General features: G+C 39.6%; 25 protein-coding genes and 1 tRNA gene. 17 read left to right on the top strand and 9 right to left on the bottom strand.

Features of this window, described 5'->3' with window-relative positions:
- Positions 1-180: 180 nt before the first annotated feature.
- The 3 genes from QZL88_RS01500 to QZL88_RS01490 all read right to left on the bottom strand — a co-directional run bounded on the left by QZL88_RS01500 (position 181) and on the right by QZL88_RS01490 (position 2236).
- The gene (locus QZL88_RS01500) at positions 181-402 is read right to left on the bottom strand and encodes a hypothetical protein (protein WP_296938212.1); all 222 of its coding nucleotides are present in this window, start codon (positions 400-402) and stop codon (positions 181-183) included.
- Positions 403-534: 132 nt separating this feature from the next.
- Positions 535-1896, bottom strand: a complete 1362-nt coding sequence (locus tag QZL88_RS01495) for a relaxase/mobilization nuclease domain-containing protein (RefSeq protein WP_296938210.1) — start codon at positions 1894-1896, stop codon at positions 535-537.
- Positions 1886-2236, bottom strand: coding sequence for a MobC family plasmid mobilization relaxosome protein (locus tag QZL88_RS01490; protein WP_296938208.1), 351 nt, complete (start codon positions 2234-2236; stop codon positions 1886-1888). The genes QZL88_RS01495 and QZL88_RS01490 overlap by 11 nt, the downstream gene beginning before the upstream one ends.
- 111 nt (positions 2237-2347) lie before the next feature.
- Between QZL88_RS01490 and QZL88_RS01485 the strand changes: the two genes are divergently transcribed.
- The 6 genes from QZL88_RS01485 (at position 2348) to QZL88_RS01460 (ending at position 5833) form a co-directional block, all read left to right on the top strand.
- Positions 2348-2557, top strand: coding sequence for a hypothetical protein (locus QZL88_RS01485; RefSeq protein ID WP_296938206.1), 210 nt, complete (start codon positions 2348-2350; stop codon positions 2555-2557).
- 683 nt (positions 2558-3240) lie between these two features.
- Positions 3241-4017: a ParA family protein gene (locus QZL88_RS01480; protein WP_296938204.1), complete on the top strand. Its 777-nt coding sequence runs from the start codon at positions 3241-3243 to the stop codon at positions 4015-4017.
- The gene (locus QZL88_RS01475; RefSeq protein ID WP_296938202.1) at positions 4017-4454 is read left to right on the top strand and encodes a DUF3408 domain-containing protein; all 438 of its coding nucleotides are present in this window, start codon (positions 4017-4019) and stop codon (positions 4452-4454) included. The genes QZL88_RS01480 and QZL88_RS01475 overlap by 1 nt, the downstream gene beginning before the upstream one ends.
- The gene (locus QZL88_RS01470) at positions 4454-5044 is read left to right on the top strand and encodes a hypothetical protein (RefSeq protein WP_296938200.1); all 591 of its coding nucleotides are present in this window, start codon (positions 4454-4456) and stop codon (positions 5042-5044) included. Before QZL88_RS01475 ends, QZL88_RS01470 begins: the two co-directional genes overlap by 1 nt.
- 218 nt (positions 5045-5262) lie before the next feature.
- A complete protein-coding gene (locus tag QZL88_RS01465; protein WP_296938198.1) occupies positions 5263-5538 on the top strand; it encodes a helix-turn-helix domain-containing protein in 276 nt (91 codons plus the stop codon).
- 1 nt (position 5539) lies between these two features.
- Positions 5540-5833 (top strand): helix-turn-helix domain-containing protein, encoded by a 294-nt coding sequence (locus tag QZL88_RS01460; RefSeq protein WP_296938196.1) that lies wholly within the window; start codon positions 5540-5542, stop codon positions 5831-5833.
- A gap of 335 nt (positions 5834-6168) precedes the next feature.
- Here the strand turns inward: QZL88_RS01460 and QZL88_RS01455 are convergent, their stop codons facing one another.
- The 6 genes from QZL88_RS01455 to QZL88_RS01430 all read right to left on the bottom strand — a co-directional run bounded on the left by QZL88_RS01455 (position 6169) and on the right by QZL88_RS01430 (position 11507).
- On the bottom strand, positions 6169-7203 hold the full coding sequence (locus QZL88_RS01455; RefSeq protein WP_296938194.1) for a PDDEXK nuclease domain-containing protein: 1035 nt from the start codon (positions 7201-7203) through the stop codon (positions 6169-6171).
- A 147-nt stretch (positions 7204-7350) separates the two neighbouring features.
- Positions 7351-7707, bottom strand: a complete 357-nt coding sequence (locus tag QZL88_RS01450) for a hypothetical protein (protein ID WP_296938192.1) — start codon at positions 7705-7707, stop codon at positions 7351-7353.
- 12 nt (positions 7708-7719) lie between these two features.
- Positions 7720-8952, bottom strand: a complete 1233-nt coding sequence (locus tag QZL88_RS01445; protein ID WP_296938190.1) for a site-specific integrase — start codon at positions 8950-8952, stop codon at positions 7720-7722.
- Between the two features lie 242 nt (positions 8953-9194).
- Positions 9195-9271 (bottom strand) — tRNA-Asp (locus QZL88_RS01440).
- A 329-nt stretch (positions 9272-9600) separates the two neighbouring features.
- Positions 9601-11124 carry a M56 family metallopeptidase gene (locus QZL88_RS01435; protein WP_296938188.1) on the bottom strand — a complete coding sequence of 508 codons (1524 nt, stop codon included), beginning with the start codon at positions 11122-11124 and terminating at the stop codon, positions 9601-9603.
- A gap of 2 nt (positions 11125-11126) precedes the next feature.
- Positions 11127-11507, bottom strand: coding sequence for a BlaI/MecI/CopY family transcriptional regulator (locus tag QZL88_RS01430; protein WP_006801597.1), 381 nt, complete (start codon positions 11505-11507; stop codon positions 11127-11129).
- A gap of 249 nt (positions 11508-11756) precedes the next feature.
- Here QZL88_RS01430 and QZL88_RS01425 point away from each other — a divergent pair, with 249 nt between their 5' ends.
- The 11 genes from QZL88_RS01425 (at position 11757) to QZL88_RS01375 (ending at position 22028) form a co-directional block, all read left to right on the top strand.
- Positions 11757-12278 (top strand): shikimate kinase, encoded by a 522-nt coding sequence (locus QZL88_RS01425; RefSeq protein ID WP_296938184.1) that lies wholly within the window; start codon positions 11757-11759, stop codon positions 12276-12278.
- On the top strand, positions 12275-14110 hold the full coding sequence (locus QZL88_RS01420; RefSeq protein WP_296938182.1) for a serine protease: 1836 nt from the start codon (positions 12275-12277) through the stop codon (positions 14108-14110). The genes QZL88_RS01425 and QZL88_RS01420 overlap by 4 nt, the downstream gene beginning before the upstream one ends.
- Positions 14104-15471: a DNA repair protein RadA gene (radA, locus tag QZL88_RS01415; protein ID WP_296938180.1), complete on the top strand. Its 1368-nt coding sequence runs from the start codon at positions 14104-14106 to the stop codon at positions 15469-15471. The genes QZL88_RS01420 and radA overlap by 7 nt, the downstream gene beginning before the upstream one ends.
- Positions 15472-15492: 21 nt before the next feature.
- On the top strand, positions 15493-15909 hold the full coding sequence (locus QZL88_RS01410; protein WP_296938178.1) for a hypothetical protein: 417 nt from the start codon (positions 15493-15495) through the stop codon (positions 15907-15909).
- 37 nt (positions 15910-15946) lie between these two features.
- Positions 15947-16171, top strand: a complete 225-nt coding sequence (locus QZL88_RS01405) for a hypothetical protein (protein ID WP_296938175.1) — start codon at positions 15947-15949, stop codon at positions 16169-16171.
- A complete protein-coding gene (locus QZL88_RS01400) occupies positions 16168-16806 on the top strand; it encodes a chloramphenicol acetyltransferase (protein WP_296938174.1) in 639 nt (212 codons plus the stop codon). Before QZL88_RS01405 ends, QZL88_RS01400 begins: the two co-directional genes overlap by 4 nt.
- An 8-nt stretch (positions 16807-16814) precedes the next feature.
- Positions 16815-18107 carry a folylpolyglutamate synthase/dihydrofolate synthase family protein gene (locus QZL88_RS01395; protein ID WP_296938173.1) on the top strand — a complete coding sequence of 431 codons (1293 nt, stop codon included), beginning with the start codon at positions 16815-16817 and terminating at the stop codon, positions 18105-18107.
- A gap of 465 nt (positions 18108-18572) precedes the next feature.
- The gene (gene cobT, locus QZL88_RS01390) at positions 18573-19610 is read left to right on the top strand and encodes a nicotinate-nucleotide--dimethylbenzimidazole phosphoribosyltransferase (protein ID WP_296938172.1); all 1038 of its coding nucleotides are present in this window, start codon (positions 18573-18575) and stop codon (positions 19608-19610) included.
- Between the two features lie 71 nt (positions 19611-19681).
- The gene (gene cobS / locus QZL88_RS01385) at positions 19682-20443 is read left to right on the top strand and encodes an adenosylcobinamide-GDP ribazoletransferase (protein WP_296938171.1); all 762 of its coding nucleotides are present in this window, start codon (positions 19682-19684) and stop codon (positions 20441-20443) included.
- Positions 20444-20467: 24 nt separating this feature from the next.
- The gene (cobC, locus tag QZL88_RS01380; protein WP_296938169.1) at positions 20468-20986 is read left to right on the top strand and encodes an alpha-ribazole phosphatase; all 519 of its coding nucleotides are present in this window, start codon (positions 20468-20470) and stop codon (positions 20984-20986) included.
- Positions 20987-21128: 142 nt separating this feature from the next.
- Positions 21129-22028: an SPFH domain-containing protein gene (locus tag QZL88_RS01375; RefSeq protein WP_296938167.1), complete on the top strand. Its 900-nt coding sequence runs from the start codon at positions 21129-21131 to the stop codon at positions 22026-22028.
- The last annotated feature ends 17 nt before the right edge of the window (positions 22029-22045 follow it).

Genomic DNA, 22045 nt, shown 5'->3' with positions numbered 1-22045 from the left:
TCAAGTCATACAATTCATACACCATTTGATCAATGGTGTGGTCGGTGAAAATCTGATATATAATATATTTTTCCCTAATAATGCTTTGAAAGATACTCATTTGTTGACTCTTAATGGTTCATTAACAAAAGTAATAAAATAGTACCGAATAATCTTAATATTGTTGTCTACTTTGCGAATTTACTTTTCAATCAGTATTGTGTTGAGTTTTATGCTCCTGTCCGTATTTTTCTTTGGAGCAATTATTTTCTTAGCCGCTTTTTCAATTATTCGGGCAAGATTCTTGAGCCACTCGGCGATGGGTGTGCTGTCGATAGTCATGTGAAAACGGCTTTTCTTTTCAGGGTAGGGGTTCAATACGAACTGCAATATTGTCGGCTTTGAAGCTACGTTTGTGTTCATAGGAGTAGAGTTTGCCCATAAACTGAACGGTTTTACCTTGTGTCAACTCCCGTGTATCCTTCTTAGAAAAGCCTACTAAAATGCACTTTTTCGCTATCCGGCAATGGCTACACTCATGAGGTTTTCCTGACTTTATTGCCTCCGTCCCCGTCTCTTTTGCTTTTGGAGCTTCTTTTTTTTGGGTATCTCTTGTTGCTCACCGCCCGAAGAAGGCTGGATATCGAATAACCCACCCATGGTAGAAGCTGCATCCGCTAATGTATCTCCAACGTCTGCAATGGTATCGCTTATTGACGGAGCGTCTATTAATGAAATCGGTGTTATTTCGGAAATTTTCTCTCTCGGATCACCCCACGACTGGCAATAATCGGAATTGTCCAAAAGTTCGTACCCTACAAGCTGTGCCGCTGCTTCATCCTTTACTGAATCAGGCTTCCACAGGTAAGGATAGGCAAAACCGTCACCATACCACTTTACCTTTGCTTTGGTGATATATCCCGCTTCAATGAGCCGTTTATCCATTCTTCGCATTTCGTACTGTCCGTATTTCACAAACTCGTCGGGACGGTCTTTGAGAGCAAAATACCGACTCTCTTTATCATCCGAAAATACATAACCCGAAAAAAGCTTGCCTTTGCTGTTGGTCATATTTTCGAGGAATACAAAACCTTCTTTTTTCAACGTATCATACTGCTCAACGGTCAGTTTTAGTCCGAATATTTTTGGCGTTTTCGGTTGCTGCCCCTGTTGTCGAACCGTCTCTTGATGCAGCCGGACAATATCCATCATAGCGCTGAGCTTTTTGTGACTGAACAGCCTATCCACCTGTGAACCTTTGAACGAACAGTCATTCTTTGCAAACGAAACTCCTTCAACTAGATCCGTTCCCCTGCGGTGCTTAAATTGCATAGTCACTCCATAAGGTTTAAGCAGGTTTTCAAGTGTTTTATAGTCGGGACTATTGACAATAGCCGCCCGAATAGCATCATAAATCTGGTATTTTGCCTTGTCGGGGTGGTTCAACTTCTCCCGTTTGACCCGCTCTTTGCCTGTGCCGTATGTTAAACTGTGTTTGTCTTTCAGCTTCTTACATACCTTAATATTCTTCTTATAATCATTGTTGACGGATATTAATTTCAAGTCGTTGTCAATACGATTGTACACAATATGCAAGTGGTCGTTATCGCTATTATGATGGCGCACCACAATATACTGCGTATTTCCGATCCCCATCTCTTGCATATATTCTTTGGCGAGTTGCAGCATAAACTCGTTAGTCATTCTGGGCTTATCTTCTGGAGCAAACGAAATAGGTATATGCCCCACAGGTTTGGTAATTTCGCCTCGCATAGAGCGTTGCATGGCAAAGCTGCGGATGATGCTTTCGGCACTATCCGCCAGCACACCTTCGGCTTCCAGCAGCTCATGTTTGTCACTCAAAACATAGCGAACGCAGCCCGCAAAACCTTTTCCTTTTATATTTTTAGCGATCATAAAACAGTGCTTTTATCCATTCAATTATTGCAAAAATCTCATTGCCAACATGAGTAAATCCTGCCTGATTTGCCCGTTTTGCAAGCTGGTTCAGGTTGTTTGCTTCACCCGATAGCTGACGTATCAGGTTCAATTCTTCGACCGTAAAACGTGATTTCACCCCTCCCTTCAGAGTTATTTCCCGTGCATATTGAGTTGCCGTCAGCCCGACTTTTTCCGCTTTCTTCTGTACTGTTTCATAATCGGCAACCGTCAATTTGAGGTTGATAGACCGCGATAACTTGTCCGCTTCCTTTGGTGGGCGACCCTTTTGCTTCTTCTTTTTTGTGCTGTCATCCATAGCCGTAAATTTCAAGAATTGGAGACAGCACTAATCGGACACTGACCATCGGAAAGTGCCGACCAAGCGTACCGGACACAAACAGGTACGCTCCGACCGAATGCCCAAAAGTTGCTACCATCGGGAGCAATGGGCTTCGGTTTCAGCCGACTTCTTCGTATGCAACCATCGGGCGCAGAAGGAGGGATCGGCAGCCTCGCAGAGCAAGGTTTTCGAGGGGATGCAAAAGAGCCAACAGGCGAATTTTGGGTTACCCGAAAGATTACCTTGCTACTGAAACTATCGAAAAAAAACGAATGCGGGAGCGATTCGCTTTTTTGAGACATAAAAGCATCAATTGCAAAATGCTTTCCCAAAATGTGGCTTGATTCGGATGCCACCATTAAGTTGTTTTCTTCGTTCATGAGTCTGCTTGATTTAACTGTTCAGACCACGAAGAAAATACAATTTTCGGCTGATTTTCAATATTATATATCAGTCGGTTACTTGTGCTTAATAGTGCTGCACATTGCTCTTTCGAGGGCAAAATAATCAGTGCGGACTGCTCCGATTTGCCAAGTTGAAAAATCAGATAAGCGGTCGAAGCATGTACACTTCTAAAAGACTCGAGCGGACATCCAAAATAATCTAAAAAAGGCTATCTCTCTAACAAATATCGGAGCAAAACAAAGCATCTCATTGCAACATAAACCGACACTAGGCATTGATAAATAGATTGTTATATATTCGCGTTTGAGGATTTTAAAAGTCTATTATTTGCAGATCTTACAAATATCAAAATAGACCAATTTCAATCTGCCAATAAAATTGTAAAGGTTGAAAATCTGCCATTTTTCTGATTTGATATTTTGCGTATAGTTTTTCGGTTTTGAATACTTGAAAATTTTCAAACTTGAAGATTTGTTGGTTTGGGAATTTGAAAACAAATCTTCAATCAAATAATAAGATTTGAAAATCTTACACTTTTATAATCAACAATATGTCTCATTCTAAAATTTGAAAAGATGAAAACAAAACCTTTATTTATCGCCTTCTCCACTCAAAAAGGTGGTGTCGGCAAAAGTACATTTACCGTATTGGGTGCAAGCTATCTTCACTACCTGAAAGGGCTGAATGTTGCCGTGATGGATTGCGACTATCCGCAGTGTAGCGTTTATGAGATGCGTAAGCGGGAGATCCGCCAACTCGAAACTAATCTGCATTACCAGTCCAAAGCTATCTCCATGTTTGAATCGCTGGGCAAACAGACCTACCCAATAGTCTGTGCCAAGCCCGAAGAGGCAATTTCCAAAGCCCATGAGTTCTTGGCAGGAGAATCGACCGAATACGATGTGGTATTCTTCGATCTGCCTGGAACCATCAACAACGATGGTGTAATTTCCACCTTTATGGCGATGGACTACGTTTTCGTTCCGATGGCTCCCTCGAGGATGTCGATGGAAAGTACACTTTCGTTCATCATCCCAGTCCACGAGCTACTGACGGAGCATAAAGATTTGAACCTGAAAGCTGTCCATCTGTTTTGGAATCGTGTGGACGGGCGTATCAAAAAAGAATGGCTCGAACACTACGAGGGAGTTATCCGACAATTCGGGCTACCGCTACTGAAAACCGCTATTCCGCAATCTGTCCGCTACGATAAGGAGCAATCTATTGAGGGTAGCGATGCGGTTTTTCTATCGACCATCTTCCCTGCTGACAAGAGCCTGCTGAAAGGCAGCAATCTGGATTTACTGGTCGATGAAATTTCGGAAATTATTCACCTTAAACATCAATCATAATGGCAGAAGAAAGTAAATACAAGGCACTCCTCTCGAAAGTGCATCAGGGCGTACCGTTTGAAAAATCTGAACAGAATACCGTACCAACCGAAGAAGAGGGAAAATCTGTTGATGCGGTTACGGAATCACAGTCGGAAACGAAAATAGTTGAGCAAACCGAATCTTCTCAGGTAGCTAAACCTGTCGAGAAGCGCAAGCGTAAACCACAAGTGGACTATCAGTATGTGTTTTTCAACCGTATAGATTTTACGCACCGCAAACCGCTCTATATAACGGCTGCGACTCATCGCCGATTGATGCGGATCGTTCACCTGATGGATGAGTCGAAAGCCACCATCAGCAGCTATGTGGAAAATATTATCCTGAATCACTTGGAGACATTCAAGGAAGATATTGATACCATCTATCAAACGAATAATCTAAACCCGACAGAATAATGGGAGGAAAATTCATAAAAGTATATGTGCTGATAAGCCTGTGGTTTTGGGCAGGGATGCTCCTAAGCGAACCACTGCGCAAGGCGTTCGGCGATATGCACCTGCGTTTAGCAGAACGAATATATGATGCTTCTTTCGGGCAAGTGGAAAAACTCATTAAAAAGATAGTCGATTGGTTTTCACTAAAATATAAGAAGACAGCACTCTATATGGAAGACTGTACCTACGAACTGCGGGTGAAAGTTGTCCGCACGTTGGTAAAGAAAGAACTGTTGGAGGAACTGAATCATAAGAATTTAGTCTCTGCTATCGCAAGAGCAAAGCTGATTAGCCGGTCTGGTAAGGGAATTCCTTACGAGGAATTTGAACGATTAGGGCAGTTAGCTATGGGCAGAGCGGTTGATCGTGATGTGAAGGAAGCTGCGATAAAAACAGCATTCAATCTTTGTGATACGGATCTGTTTAAACAGATAATAGCCCGGATACCTCGTGCCCAAGAGCGTATCCTGCTGGCTTTTGAGCAGGCAGAAGGGGAATCGCCTTACGACTCGGTCAAAAATGAGGAGTTCCGAAAGTTTATACGGGAATAATATGTTGCACCCAAACAGGACAGCCTTTGAAAACTAATCCAAGGGCTGTTCTTTATTTCATGGAGCATCATTTTTATGGCAAAACCAACTAATTTCACATCCTTACCCTGGACAACCCCTGCCACAAGCATCCACCTACTGATTATATGCTGTTTAACCTATTTTTTGTATCTATATTTACAGCGGAAAATAATATTAACCGCTCAAAATATATTGATATGGAAATAGTAAATATAGAAGCCCAAACTTTCGAAGCAATGATGAACCGCTTTGAGGCATTCGCCCAGCGAGTAGAGAAATTATGCGAGGGTCAGGATAAAAGTCTGCATCACTGGTTGGATAATCAGGACGTTTGTCAGATACTCAATATCTCAAAGCGTACTCTCCAAACGTATCGGGACAACGGAACGCTGGCTTATACGCAAGTTAACCACAAAGTATTCTACAAGCCCGAAGATGTGGAAAAAGTCATAACCAAACTAAAGCAAAAATAATATGAGCGAAATCATTACCAAAGAGAATGAACGAATCAAAGGATTCTTTCACTCCATCGAACGAATGTTGGACAGCATCGAAAATTATACTAAAGGGTACCGACCAACCTTGAACGGCGAACGGTTTTTAACAGATAGAGAAGTGTCGGAACGGTTAAGGGTCAGCCGAAGATCGCTGCAAGATTACCGCACAAACGGAAAAATCCCCTATATTCAGTTAGGTGGCAAAACTTTGTATAGGGAGTCGGATATTCAAAAGTTACTGGATGAGCACTATCGTAGCGTATTCGAGTAGCCACCCGAAAGCCCCCTCCTAACTGCATATTTTTTTCCTTTTTTAATCGGTAAACACCCTTCTAATGGTGGAGAATAAATAAGGCAACCCTTTTGAGGAGAATACGCTCGCCCGATAGGGAAAGAGGAAGATTGTCCGAAAAACCCTTTAGGGCTTGGGGTTGGCGTTTTATTCCCGCCGTTGAAATTTGTGTCCGAATGAAAAAGAAAAGGTTTTTTCAACAATTCTATTATTGTTTGGTTTTCAATGTTATATATGAAACAGGCCTCGGGAAATATCCGAAGCCTGTTTCATAAATATAAATACAACGCTTATCAATTTTCTGAAATAATTGTTTAGTCCACTTCTTCATCCATTGCTTTCATCTCATCTAATAGCAGTGCTTGAAGTTCCTCTTTGGGTAGTAGGAGTTGATACTCGGCTACACCGATGGGTTTATTTATATCTTGCAGAGCTATCTCCACATCCAAATGGTCTTTGTCAGCACAAAGGATAATTCCTATCGATTGATTCTCATTTTCGCCCCGTTCCAAACGGTCGAGCAACGAAAGATAAAGGTTCATTTTACCCACATATTCCGCCTTAAAACTCCCTATTTTCAATTCAATAGCCACCAATGACCGTAATCCGCGGTGGAAGAAAAGCATATCGACAAAATACTCTTTTCCATTATATTCTAAGCGGTGCTGATTGCCTATAAAACTAAACCCCTTACCAAGTTCCAAAACGAAAGACTTGATCTTTGCAACCAACCTTTGCTCAAGTTCCAACTCGCGTATAGGTTCGGTAGTTCGCAAAAAACCTAAGTTGTATGAACTCCGAAATACCTCATTGGCATATTCGGCATGGGCTTCGGGTAAGGTAATATCAAAATTATTAGATTTGAGTTGCTTCTTTGCTACAGAGTAGCTATCCATTTTGATGGCATTGAGCAACAGATCTCTCGACCAACCTTTTACAACGACTTCGTTTGCATAGAATAACGTTTCTTCGGCCGACATATCTTTGTCCAGCAGTAGCAGATTGTGTCCCCAAGGCAAAAGTGCCACAGCTTGTAGCAGTTTTACATCTGACTGGTAATAACGCTCATACAGACGTTTCATATTCCACAAATTACGTGGAGAAACGCCCATATCGGGAAACTCAGTTTTCAAATCGACAGATAATCGCTTAACCACACCACTACCGTATCCTTCTTCTAATTGCTTTTCAACGAGAAGTTTACCCAAATTCCAATATACAGCATTCGTTGCGCTGTTTACTTGTCTGGCAATAGCAGTTCGAGCTGTCCGAATTTCTGCTACAGCTTGTTGCAGTATCTGTGCATATTCGTTCTCGTTGATGGTCGGTACTATATTTTGTTTACTCATATCCGATATATTTGAATTGGTATGCAACCTAAACCTATCGAATTCGATAGGTTTGGAGTTTGTTCTACAAATTTAGTTGAAAATATTGGTATTCTTCATGTTCATTACATTTTAAGGGGTCGAATTCGACCCCTTAAAAATAGTTTATCAATTCATCATCGCTTTATTGTTCAGTGAAGTAAGCACAATTTGTATGTCACTTTTAGTTACCCTGCGAACTACCCACCTTCTGAACATCTCCGTCTTTTCTGACTGCACGCGAAAAGCCACAGCTATTATCATATCGGCTCCATAATAATCGGGATAAACTTTTGAACCATCAAAAGCACAGCTCATTGAGCAGTCACCATTGACAACGCCCGATTTCTCAATGGCACGGATATGTCGCTTTGCTGTCTGATAATAGATGCCAAACAAATCTGCAATCTCGCTGATACTCATTTTTGTTTCACTCGGAACGGATACACTTGCGCTGTCGCTGATTGTGATTAATTTTCTTTTCATAATCCACTTCATTTACCCAAACATAGCTCTTACATTTTCCATATCTCGCTTGATAGAAGAATCCAATACTTTGGCATAACGCTGAGTCATTTTTGTACTTTTGTGTCCGAGAATCTTAGCCACATTTTCCAGCGAAACTTTATTTGCTAAAAACACAACCGCAGCCGCTGTATGCCGGGCTATATGACACGTTAGAGGCTTCGTAATCCCGCATAATTTAGCAATATCCCGAAGATAATCGTTCATACAAATATTACTGAATACTGGCAGCACAACACCTCGTGCCTCACAAATCGGATGCTCTTTGTAGCTATCCATCAGTTTAACTGCGGCTGGAATTAGAGGAATATTACACATAACTCCCGTTTTCTCACGCGGCTTTCTAATCCATAATTCACCCTCATTGTCAGCCATTACGTGTTCTGGCTTCAATCCTTTTACATCTGCAAAAGAGAGACCAGTGAAACAGCAAAAAACAAATATATCACGCACTTGACTGTGTTGCGGAATCTTAAATTCCATATTAATAATTGTATTCAACTCTTCTTTAGATAAAAATTCCACATGAGTTTCCTGTTCTTTGAACTGAATGCCGAAAAACGGATCTTTCTTTACCCAATCGTTCGACATTGCGATGCGAATAATCTTTTTAAGATTTTTCAAGTGCTTCAAAGCAGAATTGTGATGACAACCACACTGAGTTTTCAGAAACAGATCGAATCCTCGTACAAATAGTCCATCCACTTTTGCAAGAGGAATATCCTTAACCCTGTATTTATAACTCAGATATTCCGTGAGGCGAAGTAGGGAGGTATCGAACTTTTTAGCAGTAACCTCTGCAAAGTCGACTCCGACCAATGCGTGAACCTGTGAATTGTGTTCTGCATAGAGCTCAATAAGGGTTTTGGGTTGGGCAGCATCTTCCTTGCCGATAAGAATATCAGCAATGGTGCGAGCCGTAATTGTACGGTTATCCATCTCCAATTGTCGAAATATTTTATAGACTTTGGTGCGGTAGACCTCAATATAATGGTTCAGTTCACGAGTTGAATGATCGTTGCCTGTGGCACACTCTTTTACCTGATTCCACTTTGCAGGAAGAATTGATCGTTTGATCATCACCTCGCTGCGGTGAGAATTTACGGTGATACGCATGCAGATAGGGGCTTCACCATTTTTTAGCAACTTGGCTTTCTTGATGAAAAATAATACTGATAAGGAATTGCTGGATAATTTCTCGTTCATAGCTTTTTTTGTTTACAAAGTTAGATACTCTGCGTCTTTTAATAGCTATGCAAAATATTGATAATCAAAGAATAATAATCCAACAGGTGGACTTGTCGGAGGACTTTTATTTCTAGATTTTAGTCCTCCTTTTACTCCTCGTTTTAGATGCTTTTTTCTGCTGCAAACGACTGTTTACCACAAAAGAAAAACCTCAGAAATCGTTTGATTTTCTGAGGTTTACTTACAATTGCTTGATTTATTGGCGGTATGGACGGGACTCGAACCCGCGACCCCCTGCGTGACAGGCAGGTATTCTAACCAGCTGAACTACCACACCATTTCTATTTTACTTTTTTTATTAGCAGCATTTCCTCTCAAATGCGATGCAAAGATATGACAAGGATTTGAATCCTGCAATAGCTTTGAGAAGATTTTTTAGAATAAAATTTCAAGATGCTGCTTTCCAGATGATTAAAAATGTAGAAAAATGTAAATAATTAAGAGTATATATAAATTTGATTAATAAAGAACAATATAGGGCTTCTGTAAAATGCAAAAAACTGTTTTCTTGAAGTAACCAAAAGTTAATGTGGATCAAAAGAATTCAGATATACTATATTTTAGACAATGTCTTCTTTCTTTTTGTTCTCAGTCCCTATTTATTATTTATTTCTGTTCAGTGTTACCCTTTTTCTTTGAAGTTATTAGTACTACACCATTTTTACCTTCGGTACCATATATGGATATGGCTGTCTCCTCTTTTAATACGCTGATACTTTCTATATCATCGGGGTTCAATCCCTGGATGCTCTTCACTTTCTTCCCGTCAATAAAGAATAACGGCTCACTTCCAGACGAATGATTCGTATTTCTAATGATGATGCTATTATCACTTTTGTTTGTACTATCTTTTCTTATTGATATTACCTTTATATCTTGTATTTTCTTGATTTCTTGTTCCGGGTGTTTCTTCGCATATTCTTTCGTTTTAATCTGAATGACGCCATCTTTTGCTTTTTCTCCATACATTTCTACAGCCATACCATCTTTGAGTACTGAGACAGACTCAATGTCATTAGGGTTTAAATTCTCAACTTTTGTTTTATCAGATTTTTTACCATCAATAAAGATTATTGCTTTATCTTGAGACCCGGTATACACTCCTTTGATCTCAATTCTTTCGTTGTTCTTATCAGTAGAAACAGAATCTTTCCTTTTCTGCACTATTATCTTCTTTGTCTTTATAAGAGAGTCGGTAGAAACCTTATCCATTGATCCATATCCGACCACAACGATAGAATCGTCAGGAACGACTTGTGTCTCCGACCGGTCAAATACATAACGAGGTTCCGACGAAGCCCACAAAAACAATCCGAAGATAGGGATGATGGCTAAAACTATAACCCTCTTCCAAGGGGAACTTTTTGCTTTTTTTATCATGGATAAGCGATTTAAAGGTTTGGAATAATTGAATGAATTGGAAAACGAGAATACAGGTCCCTGAAATTTTTGGTTAATCAACACTGCTTGATAAAGTGCCGGGGAAACTCCGGAGTCTATCACAGCTTTATCTGCCAGGAATTCATGATTTTCTTTCAATAGTTTTACATAAACCCATGCCATAGGATTGAACCATTGTAAGATCAGTATACATTCACTACATAGGAGGTCTACCCAATGTTTTTGACTTACATGAGTTATCTCGTGCTTAAGAATCAAATCTTTTTCTATCTGGCTCAGATTGCTTGTATTCATTAATATATAATTCAACACGGTGAACGGTGAATTTATATCGGCGTTCTCTACAAGTTTAAAGCCTTTGTTATTGTATTTTACTCCGCTTTTTACAAGTTTCCGTAGCTTTGTATAAGCATACATATTACGACCTATCAGTACTAATGTACCAATCAGATATAGGCTTGATAATACAATCCAGATATTGATTGTGGAGGCAGGTGTTTCAGGTACAGACTCTGAAACCATTTCTATATTTTGAAATACAGAAACCGGAATAACTACTTCATAAGTATACTTAATAGCAGGGATAATCAATGACACCACAAAACCGAATAGCAGGAATATCCTGTTGAAACGAAAGAATGTGGTCGGGCGCAAAAATAAGGAGTATATGACAAGGAATATGCCCAGGCAAATGCCAGTCTTAGCTATGTAAATAATGAATGTTTCCATGGCTATTTGGTTTTATTGGTTTCTTCTTCAAGCGCTTTACGCGTTTCATCCAGCATTTCATCCATCTGTTCAATAGAGAGGTTGGTCTCTTTTGCAAAAAATGAAACCATAGAAGAAAATGATCCGTTGAAATAGTCTTTCACAAATCCGAACAGTTGTTTTTTTGAGTAATTCTCTTTAGAAATAAGGGCTTTATATATATTTACACGTCCTTCGCTACGGTGCGATACGAAATCTTTTCCTTCCAGAATGGTTAATACTGTGGCTATTGTTGTTCTGGCAGGTTTATTATCAGTAAATCCTTTCAGTATATCCTGTACTGTGCCTTCTTCCATAGTCCACAGTATCTGCATTATCTGTTCTTCGGCTTTTGTGAGCTGCATACTACATTTATTGGTTACAATGCAAATGTATGTCTAAATTTTTAGACGACGAAATTTTTTTGTACTATTTTCTAAACAAAAAACAGGTGATTAGTCGATTAACTGTTTTTGTTATTTTGAGACGTGGGAATCTCAGATTTTGATAAAGGATATTTACAGTCGTTAAAACTTAATAATATTAAGGTCTCTAATCTTCTTTAACTATTTTATTCCTATTTTTGTACGATTAGTATATATCGAATAATATAAATGAAGAGAATATTCCTAATTGGGTATATGGGTGCCGGGAAAACTACTGCCGGAAAAGAACTTGCAAAAGTTCTCGAACTTGAATTTATAGATTTAGACCACTTTATACAAGCGCGCTACCAAAAAACAGTGAGTCAATTGTTTCAGGATGTTGGCGAAGGAGAATTCCGTAAAATAGAAAGCAGCATACTGAAAGAAGTTGGCGAATTTGAAAACGTAGTCATTTCTACAGGGGGGGGGACTCCATGTTTCTTTGATAATATGGACTATATGAATAAGGTTGGAACTACGGTGTATCTGAATGCAGCGCCAGAGGCACTCGCTGCACGATTAAATACATGTAAGGAAAAACGTCCGCTCATAAAAGATAAAAGCGAAGACGAACTTTTTGCTTTCGTAGTAGAGAGCCTGGAAAAAAGAAATCCGTATTATACTCAGGCCCAAATTGTATTCGAAACAGAAGAACTGGTAAATCGAGATGATGTTAATAAATATGTTCAGCAATTAATTGATAAATTATGAAATCTAATCTATCGAAGAAGTTTTTTGTAAGTGTAATAATGCTTACATCCACCATTTTTGCTATTGCCCAGGATAAACAATACACACTGAATGAAGATAAGTCAAAAGTTTCATTGATTGTAGATGTGAAGCAGACCAAATACACTGTTGCTGACATTCAATACAATAAACGGGGAACCGCGCTATTAGAAGCCAAAGTGTATACACTTGGTATAAATATGGATACTATCGGGTCTTGGTCGGCCTTGTCGAACAAAAATAAAATCTGGAAGTTGAACATAGATGTACCCCAGGCAACAGGATTCTTTGTCCGGTTCGATGATTTTTATTTACCCGAAGGGGCAAAGCTATATGTCTACAATAAAGATAACACAAGCGATGCTGTTGTGTATATCCATACTGATAATCCTTCCGGTGGGGCGTATTCTATAGAAAATTTAAAGGGTGATAATGTAGTGCTGGAATATGTTGTTTCGGATAAAGTGACAGAACACCCGCGTATACTTTTATCCGATGTAGGATATAAATACACAAATGGAAACGGGGAGCATTCCGATTTCAAGACATCTGCTTCATGTATGATTAATGTAAATTGTCCTGATGCAGAAAATTGGCAATACCAAAAGAAAGGAGTAGTACTATTAAGAATGACAAAAAGCGATAATAAAACTTACTTGTGTTCGGGCTCTCTTATCAATAATACAAACAATGATAAGACACCATATTTACTTACAGCTGACCATTGTTTCGAAAATATGAGTATCGCTCAGATTCCGGATAATACTTCATTTATCTTTGAATATGAATATCCTACCTGCCAAATAGAAACAGGGGCGGAGGCTCCGAAATATAAATACCACAAAGGTTCGGAAGTCATGGTAATCAATCCGATAAGCGGCGGCAGCGATGGGGCGCTGCTCAAACTCTCGGAGAGTATTCCTGACGATTGGGATGTATATTTTAACGGATGGAACAGGGAGAATAAAGCAACTAGCAGTGGAGCTGTAATTCACCATCCGATGGGGGATGTAAAGAAAATATCATTTTACGAAAAAGAACCTGCATCCGGCAGATGGAATTCGAGTTCGCCATCCGGTACACATTGGGTACTTACCTATTCGAAAGGGGCAACTCAGGGCGGTTCATCAGGTAGCCCTATATTCAATTCGGCAGGGTTGATAATAGGTACGCTGACAGGTGGTAACAATCAGCTTTGTAATCTGACCGAGCCTGATTATTATGGAAAATTGTGGTACCATTGGGATCAATATCCGGATGCGAGCAGGCATATGAGCAAATATTTAGACCCTGCCAACTCCGGTGTAACGAAACTGGCCGGGCTGAATAATAATGATGATATAGAAAAGAATATTGTTTTAGATAATAACGATTTATCCATTATCTTGAATACAAATTCAGAGGTTACAATTCTTGATGGTAACGGTGATTATACAGTTTCATCATCGGACAATAAAATTGCAGCAGCAGAAATAAATGATAATAAGATAACGATAACGGCTCTTAAATATGGGGCGGCAATTATTGAGGTTAGAGATAAAAAAAGCAAAATGGCTGCAATAAAAGTTCAGGTGGTTAGCACTGTGAAATATGCTATAACAGGGACAAAAACGCTTACAGTAACACTCAACAAGGAAGACGATTCTATCAAGCGGGTTCGTATAATCAATCTGAACGGCGATACGGTCATTGATAAAAAAGGCCTTGATGTAAAAGAACAGGTAATAGATATGAGTATTTTACCAAGGGATACATATATCATACAAACTATGACCAAAAACGGGACAAAGAAAGCAGAGAAAATAACATGGTAAAGATAAAATCGGTATACGTTTGCAGCAATTGTGGAAATGATTCGCCCAAATGGCTGGGTAAATGTCCTGTATGCGGTGAATGGAATACCTATGTAGAAGAAATAATAAGTAAAGAAAAATCATCGGCTAAAAGCGGGTTGCATATATTCGACACCACGAAAGCAAAACCTTTGCTCCTAAAAGATGTTCAGACAGGTGAAGAGCCGCGCATCGACTTGCACGACGGAGAGCTCAACCGAGTGCTGGGAGGAGGACTTGTTCCAGGCTCTCTTGTATTGATAGGAGGGGAGCCCGGTATCGGTAAGTCTACTTTGATATTGCAGACTGTATTAGGCCTGAACGGAATAAAGACGTTATATATATCGGGAGAAGAGAGCGCACGCCAGTTGAAACTACGTGCCGACCGTATCAACTCTAACAGTGAAAATTGTTTTATAGTCTGCGAAACTAACCTGGAACAGATATTCGTGCATATACAGAATCTGAATCCCGAATTAGTCATTGTCGATTCCATTCAGACGGTTTTTACCGATGCAGTGGAATCTTCACCGGGTAGCGTATCGCAAGTGCGCGAATGCTCTGCCGCAATACTCAAGTTTGCGAAAGAAACAAATACACCTGTTGTACTGATAGGACATATCAATAAAGAAGGTAGTATAGCCGGGCCAAAGGTATTGGAGCATATAGTGGATACAGTACTCCAGTTCGAGGGGGATCAGCATTATATGTACCGTATTCTGCGCAGTATTAAAAACCGTTTTGGTAGTACTGCAGAGCTAGGTATTTACGAGATGCGTCAAAATGGATTACGTGAAGTCAGCAATCCTTCAGAGTTGTTATTAACTCAAAATCATGAAGGATTGAGTGGTGTATCCATTTCTGCCTCTATCGAAGGCATCCGCCCCTTCTTAATCGAAACGCAGGCATTGGTCAGCACGGCTGCATACGGTACGCCGCAACGTTCGGCCACTGGGTTTGATCTTCGCCGGATGAATATGCTTCTTGCCGTGTTGGAAAAACGGGCGGGTTTCAAACTTATCCAAAAAGATGTTTTTCTGAATATTGCGGGAGGATTGAAAGTAAACGATCCCGGCATGGACTTATCCGTTATCAGTGCCGTATTATCGTCCAGTCTCGATATTTCTATAGAAAAGCATGTATGTATGACAGGTGAAGTCGGTCTGTCCGGAGAAATCCGTCCGGTAAATCGTATCGAACAGCGTATCCTGGAAGCAGAAAAACTCGGGTTCTCAAAAATACTTGTGCCACAAAATAATCTGAAAGGATTTACATCGAAAGTCAATATCGAAATCATTCAGGTGAGAAAGGTAGAAGAGGCTTTCAGGCAGCTTTTCGGATAAACTGATCAATATTGCATCACTATGTATAAGATGAAAAAGCTATATGTTTCCCTTATAATACTCTTATTTATTCTTCTAACTGGATGTTTTCAGATAAATACCGAGAATCCAGAAAAGGCTTTCAGGTATTGGACACATATCCCTTTACCAAATAGTGAAGTAGAAGTTTTAAATGGAAAATATTGGCAGTCTGGTCATCTCACATTAGAATATGAAGCCTATCTTCAACTTGTAGCTTCAAGAGATTGGTGCGATGAACTCATCCGACTCAATAATCTCACAATGGATACAAGCGAATGGTATTGTCCGAAAGATGTACCGAGTTGGTTCTTCCCTCCCGATACATTTATCCAATACAAATCGCCACATAACCCTCAGTTCCGTTTTTGGATGCAGCAAAAGGGAGATACGGTATATATTTATGATTTGCAGCTCTAATGGGTAATGAAAATAATTTATTGCAGCATTGTTGAATGTGTGGAATAATCAAATTAAACTGATAAAGGTAAACGGAGTGTACCCGGACAAAAATACGATAGAAAACAATACATATCCTTTTACCGGTGATTTTTATGCTATAACAACAGGCGCAAATAACAAAAATGTAACTAACTTTGTAAACTGGATTTTATCAGAACAAGGACAATATCTAATAGAAAAAACAGGATATACACCTATAAACAAAGCGACAGAACAGTGAGAACTCCCATAGATATCGAAAAATGGAACAGGAAGGAACATTTCAATTTCTTCAAAACGTTTGATGATCCTTTTTTCGGCATGACGGCAAATGTAGATTTTACCCCTGTTTATAACTATAGCAAAGATAAGAAGTCCTCATTTTTTCTTCATTCGTTACACAAGATTATGCAGACTGTGAATGCCATAGATGTATTTCGCTACAGGATAGAAGGTGATGATGTCGTTTCATACGATACTGTACATCCTGCGCCCACAGTCGGACGTGATGACGGTACATTTAGTTTTTCTTTTTTTGACTATTACCCGGACCTGAAAGATTTTGAAGAAAATGCCTTGCAAATCATAGCTAAAGTAAAACAATCATCCGGATTGGGATTAGACGAAAACTCTGAACGTACAGATGTTGTACATTATTCATCTGTACCCTGGATACGTTTTACGGATATGAAACATGCTGTGTCGTTTGGTAATAATGGTGCTATACCTAAAATATCGACAGGTAAATTTTTTACAGAAGAACAAAAAATACTTTTACCTGTTTCTATAACTGTAAACCATGCTATAATGGATGGATTGCATGTCGCACAATTTCTGGATAAACTGCACGATAGCATCCATTCACATTTAATATAATCAGGATAATGACCTATCAGGAGACCATAGAATACTTATACAACCAATTGCCAGTATATCAAAAGATAGGAGGGAGTGCCTATAAAGAAGGTTTGGACAACAGTCTTGCCCTCGATACATACTTCGCTCATCCTCATGCTAAATATAAAACAATTCATATAGCCGGAACAAACGGTAAAGGCTCTACCTCGCATCTGTTGGCCGCGATATTGCAGGAGGCCGGATATAAGGTAGGATTGTACACTTCACCGCATTTGGTAGACTTCAGGGAACGTATACGTGTTAATGGGGAAAAGATATCGCAGCAGTATGTAGTCGACTTTGTAGATAGGCACCGTGAATATTTTGAACCTATAGAGCCTTCGTTTTTTGAACTGACAATGATGATGTCATTCCTCTACTTTGCAGATATGCACGTAGATGTTGCCATCATAGAAGTGGGACTTGGGGGTAGGTTTGATAGTACCAATATTATAACGCCTGACCTGAGTGTAATAACAAATATCAGTTTCGACCACATGCAGTTCCTTGGCAATACACTGGAAAAGATTGCCACCGAAAAAGCCGGTATTATAAAGAAAAATATACCTGTAATTATAGGGGAAGCAGAAGGTGAGGTGAAAAATGTATTTACTGATACAGCCGAAAGGGTAGGAGCTCACATTCTTTTTGCTGAAGACGAACATATCATAAAATCGAGCCTGAAAACTGCAAGCGGCTGGCTTTTCGATACGAAATATTATCTGCAGCTGAAGGGCGAACTGTCAGGCTATGCGCAAATAAAAAATGCAGCTACAGTATTATGTGCTGTCAAGGAATTACAGAAAATAGGATATACTATTCCATCCAAAGCTGTCTATAACGGGTTTGCATATGTAACTAAACTGACCGGGCTGATGGGACGCTGGCAGATATTACAGGAGTTGCATCCCAAGATCGTGTGCGATACGGGACATAATGTTGCAGGAATAAAATATATAGCCGATCAACTGGCAAATGAAAAATATGATACATTACATATTGTGCTGGGAATGGTAAATGATAAGGATATTACTTCTGTGCTCGAACTATTGCCACGTAAGGCCATTTATTATTTCACCAAAGCATCTGTTCCCCGTGCTATGAATGAGAGGGAGCTGCAAATGTTGGCCCAAAAAAAAGGCTTAATGGGATATTCATACCCCACTGTAGCGGAAGCTGTACGCGCGGCAAAAGATTGGGCGGCATCAAATGATTTTGTATTTATCGGAGGCAGTAATTTTGTAGTAGCCGATGCATTGAATGCTTTCGGGTATAAATAGAATAGTTGCGAGTGATTCCATAGAAACAAAGAATTTATCCTGATTAATGGGTGAATGTTTTTTTTTGTCCCTACAGACCCGGAAACTGTTGCTTTTTTAATATCATTTTATCTATACGGTACAGATAACAAGCGTGTTGTCGATAGAAAAGTAACAGTGTGAAAAATATCGAAAAGGTGTTACCTTTGTTACCTTTTGAAAAAAGTTACAAGTAGACAAGATACACGATACGAGTTATTGACTGAAAAAGCTGTAACCTTTGTTACTTTTTAACAAGTCGTAAGTTTTAAGTTATATGAGACACGAGATACGAGTTGATAACTGGTATATGTGTTACCTTTGTTACTTTTTAACAAAATCTATACTGATTATAAATAGTATAAAACTTTCGGAATGCAAATCCGAAAGGATCAAAGAGACTAATATAATCTGCCTGTATTCGCTGGCAGTATAAACTAAAATATAATGCAACAATTTAACATCGAAAAACCAAACAACGAAGTCCGTTCGTATTTACAGGAAAAAATTGATAATCTTACTAAACCAAAAGGTTCATTAGGTGTATTAGAGGACCTTGCCATGCAAATCGGTTGGGTGCAACAGTCTCTTAGCCCTAAACTGACAAATCCCTGCCATATTGTATTCGCGGGTGATCATGGTATAGCAGCCGAAGGAGTAAGTCCTTCTCCGCAGGAAGTAACATACCAGATGATACTTAATTTCTGGGCAGGAGGTGCAGGTATTAATTTTTTGGCCCGTCAACATGGATTCAATCTTAAAGTGGTGGATTCCGGTGTTAATTTCGATTTCAAAGATGGAGACCCTATCATAGATAAGAAAATCCGTAAGAGTACACGCAATTATCTGCACGAAGCAGCCATGACACTTGAAGAAATGGAATTGGCAATACAACAAGGAGCAGAATGTGTGCAGACATGCTACGATGAGGGGTGTAATGTCATTGGTTTTGGAGAGATGGGGATAACGAACACTTCGTCCTCTTCCTTATGGATGACCTATCTTACAGGAATTCCGTTAGATCAGTGTATCGGTGCAGGATGTGACCATACGGGTAAGATCATCAGCCACAAATACAATGTACTGAAGCAATCGATGGAGAATTACAAAGGAGATGCTTCCGTAGAGGATATTATGCGCTACTTTGGAGGTTACGAAATGGTGATGACCGTGGGGGCCATGCTCAAAGCTGCAGAGTTGAAAATGATGGTTCTTGTAGATGGCTTCATTATGACCAATTGTATGCTTGTAGCATCTAAGTTAAACGCAAACGTATTACATTATGCTATATTCGGTCATCAGGGCGATGAAGCAGGTCACAAGCTTATTCTGGACTATCTGAAAGCAAAACCTATACTGAATCTTGGACTCAGATTGGGAGAGGGGACAGGCGCGTTGTGTGCTTATCCTATTGTGGCATCTGCCCTGCATATGATAAACGAGATGCATTCGTTTAAGGAAATAAAAGTAACGAAGTATTTTTAGAAATTAATTAAGAATTAAGAATAGCGCAAGCCACTTATAACTTATAACCCGTATAACTAACTATTCTTATAATGAAAAATATAGCTGCCGCCCTTGTTTTCTTTACCCGTTTACCATTCTGGCGGTTAAAGGCCTTTAATGTACCTGCTGTATACTATAAGCAGGTAATCAATTACTGGCCTGTTGTCGGATGGCTTACGGCTGCTGTGATGGCAGGAGTACTTTGGGGCGCAGCACATATTCTGCCGTATTCGATCGCGGTTATTTTGGCAATACTAAGTCGACTGCTGGTTACAGGGGCATTGCACGAAGACGGATTGGCTGATTTCTTCGATGGATTTGGTGGTGGAAATACGCGTGAGCGGACTCTGGAGATAATGAAGGATTCGCACATTGGTACATATGGGGTTATCAGTCTTATTTTTTATTTTTCGCTTTTCTATCTTCTTTTAAGTAATCTTAGTCTCGAAACAGCTTGCCTTATCATATTATCGGCAGATCCATTGTGTAAATTCATAGGATCACTGATAACTCTGTTCCTGCCATATGCCCGGAACGAGGAAACTAGCAAATCGAAAGTGGTTTATAATAAAATGTCAGCCAAAACGGGTATTATCTCTGTTTCATTTGGGCTGCTTCCTTTTATTTTATTATTAAAAATTGACTTTTTGCCGGCTATAATATTTCCTATCTTTGTTTTTGCCGGATTGATATTCCTGATGAAAAAGAAAATCGGGGGCTATACAGGTGATTGTTGCGGCGCTACATTTCTGATGTGTGAATTGTCTTTTTATTTGGGAGTTGTGGTAATATTGAATTGTTTCGCAGTTTAATTGGCTAATTTATTAATTGATTTTATGAAAATATATATTATACGACATACAGCGGTAGGTGTAAACGGAGTTTGTTACGGGCAAACAGATGTACCCCTGAAAGATACTTTTGAAAGTGAAGCTGAGGTGGTAAAACAAAATTTGAAAGATATATCTTTCGATGCTGTATTTTCCAGTCCGTTGAGTCGTGCAAAAAAACTTGCCGAGTATTGCGGCTATGAAAATATACGCCTCAAGGATAGGTTGAAAGAGCTGAATTTCGGCGAGTGGGAAATGCAGGAGTGGGATAAAATAGATATGACAGAATGGGAAAAAGACTGGATAAATACCCCTGCGCCCAACGGAGAATCTTTTGCACAAATGTATAAGCGTATAGCATCTTTCCTCGACGAACTTAAAGGGCAGGATCACTCTACTGTGGCAATCTTTGCTCATGGCGGGGTAATAAATTGTTTTAAAGTATATTTCGGTAAAACAGATTTGAGTGGAGCATTTGACGATATGTCGGAATACGGGCAGATATCGGAGTTTGAGCTTATCTGATCCAAATAAAATATTATCTAAGCAAAGTTTCATGGTATTACGCCATGAAACTTTCTTCATTTAAATATATTCTTTTTTATTTGTATATAATAAAATTATTTATATCTTTATGATATCATTTTAATATCAAAATATAAATAATATGGAAACACGGGAAAAGAAATTTGAAGGTGCTAAAATCTCAGGATTTGCAGCTATTGTAATAGGATTGATTTTGATTGGAGTGAGTATTCTTGCTATAACAACAGAGACGATAACAGGAGTGGCAGGCGGTATAGTTTGTTGTGTGTTGCTGGTTCCTGCGATATTTTATGGGTTGATAATGATAGAGCCTAACGAAACCCGTGTAATGATATTCTTTGGAAAGTATAGAGGTACGTTTACAGAGAATGGATTTTTCTGGGTGAATCCTTTTTATTCCACACGCCGGATTCCTATTCGTGCACGGAATCTGGATATAGAGCCGGTAAAGGTAAATGACAAGGTTGGTAATCCTATAATGATTGGCGCAGTATTGGTTTGGAAAGTAAAAGATACATACAAAGCATCTTTCGATATAGATGCAGCCGGAAGCAGCGTAATGACTGCAGCCGCCAACTTTGTAAAAATACAGAGTGATGCCGCCTTGCGTCAGGTAGCGGGTATGTATGCATATGATAATAATAATCACGAAGCTGATGCGATAACCCTCCGTTCCGACGGAGATGAGGTGAGTCAAAAGTTGGAAGACGAACTTAACAGCCGATTGGCAATTGCAGGTATTGAAGTTATTGAGGCCCGCATTAATTATTTGGCCTACGCAGCCGAAATAGCTAGCGTGATGCTTCGCCGCCAACAGGCTGATGCGATTATTGCCGCCCGAGAAAAGATAGTTGAGGGAGCTGTAAGTATGGTGCAGCTGGCTCTGGATAAATTGCAAAAAGATCAGATAGTGGAGCTTGATGAGGAGCGGAAGGCTGCCATGGTGAGTAATTTGCTTGTGGTTCTTTGCGCTGATGAGGCGGCTCAGCCAATTGTAAATGCGGGAACACTGCATCATTAATTCTATTTCAGGTTTCA

This window comes from uncultured Dysgonomonas sp. (assembly GCF_900079725.1).
GTDB lineage: Bacteria > Bacteroidota > Bacteroidia > Bacteroidales > Dysgonomonadaceae > Dysgonomonas.
This window is presented reverse-complemented; position numbering and strand designations above follow the sequence as displayed.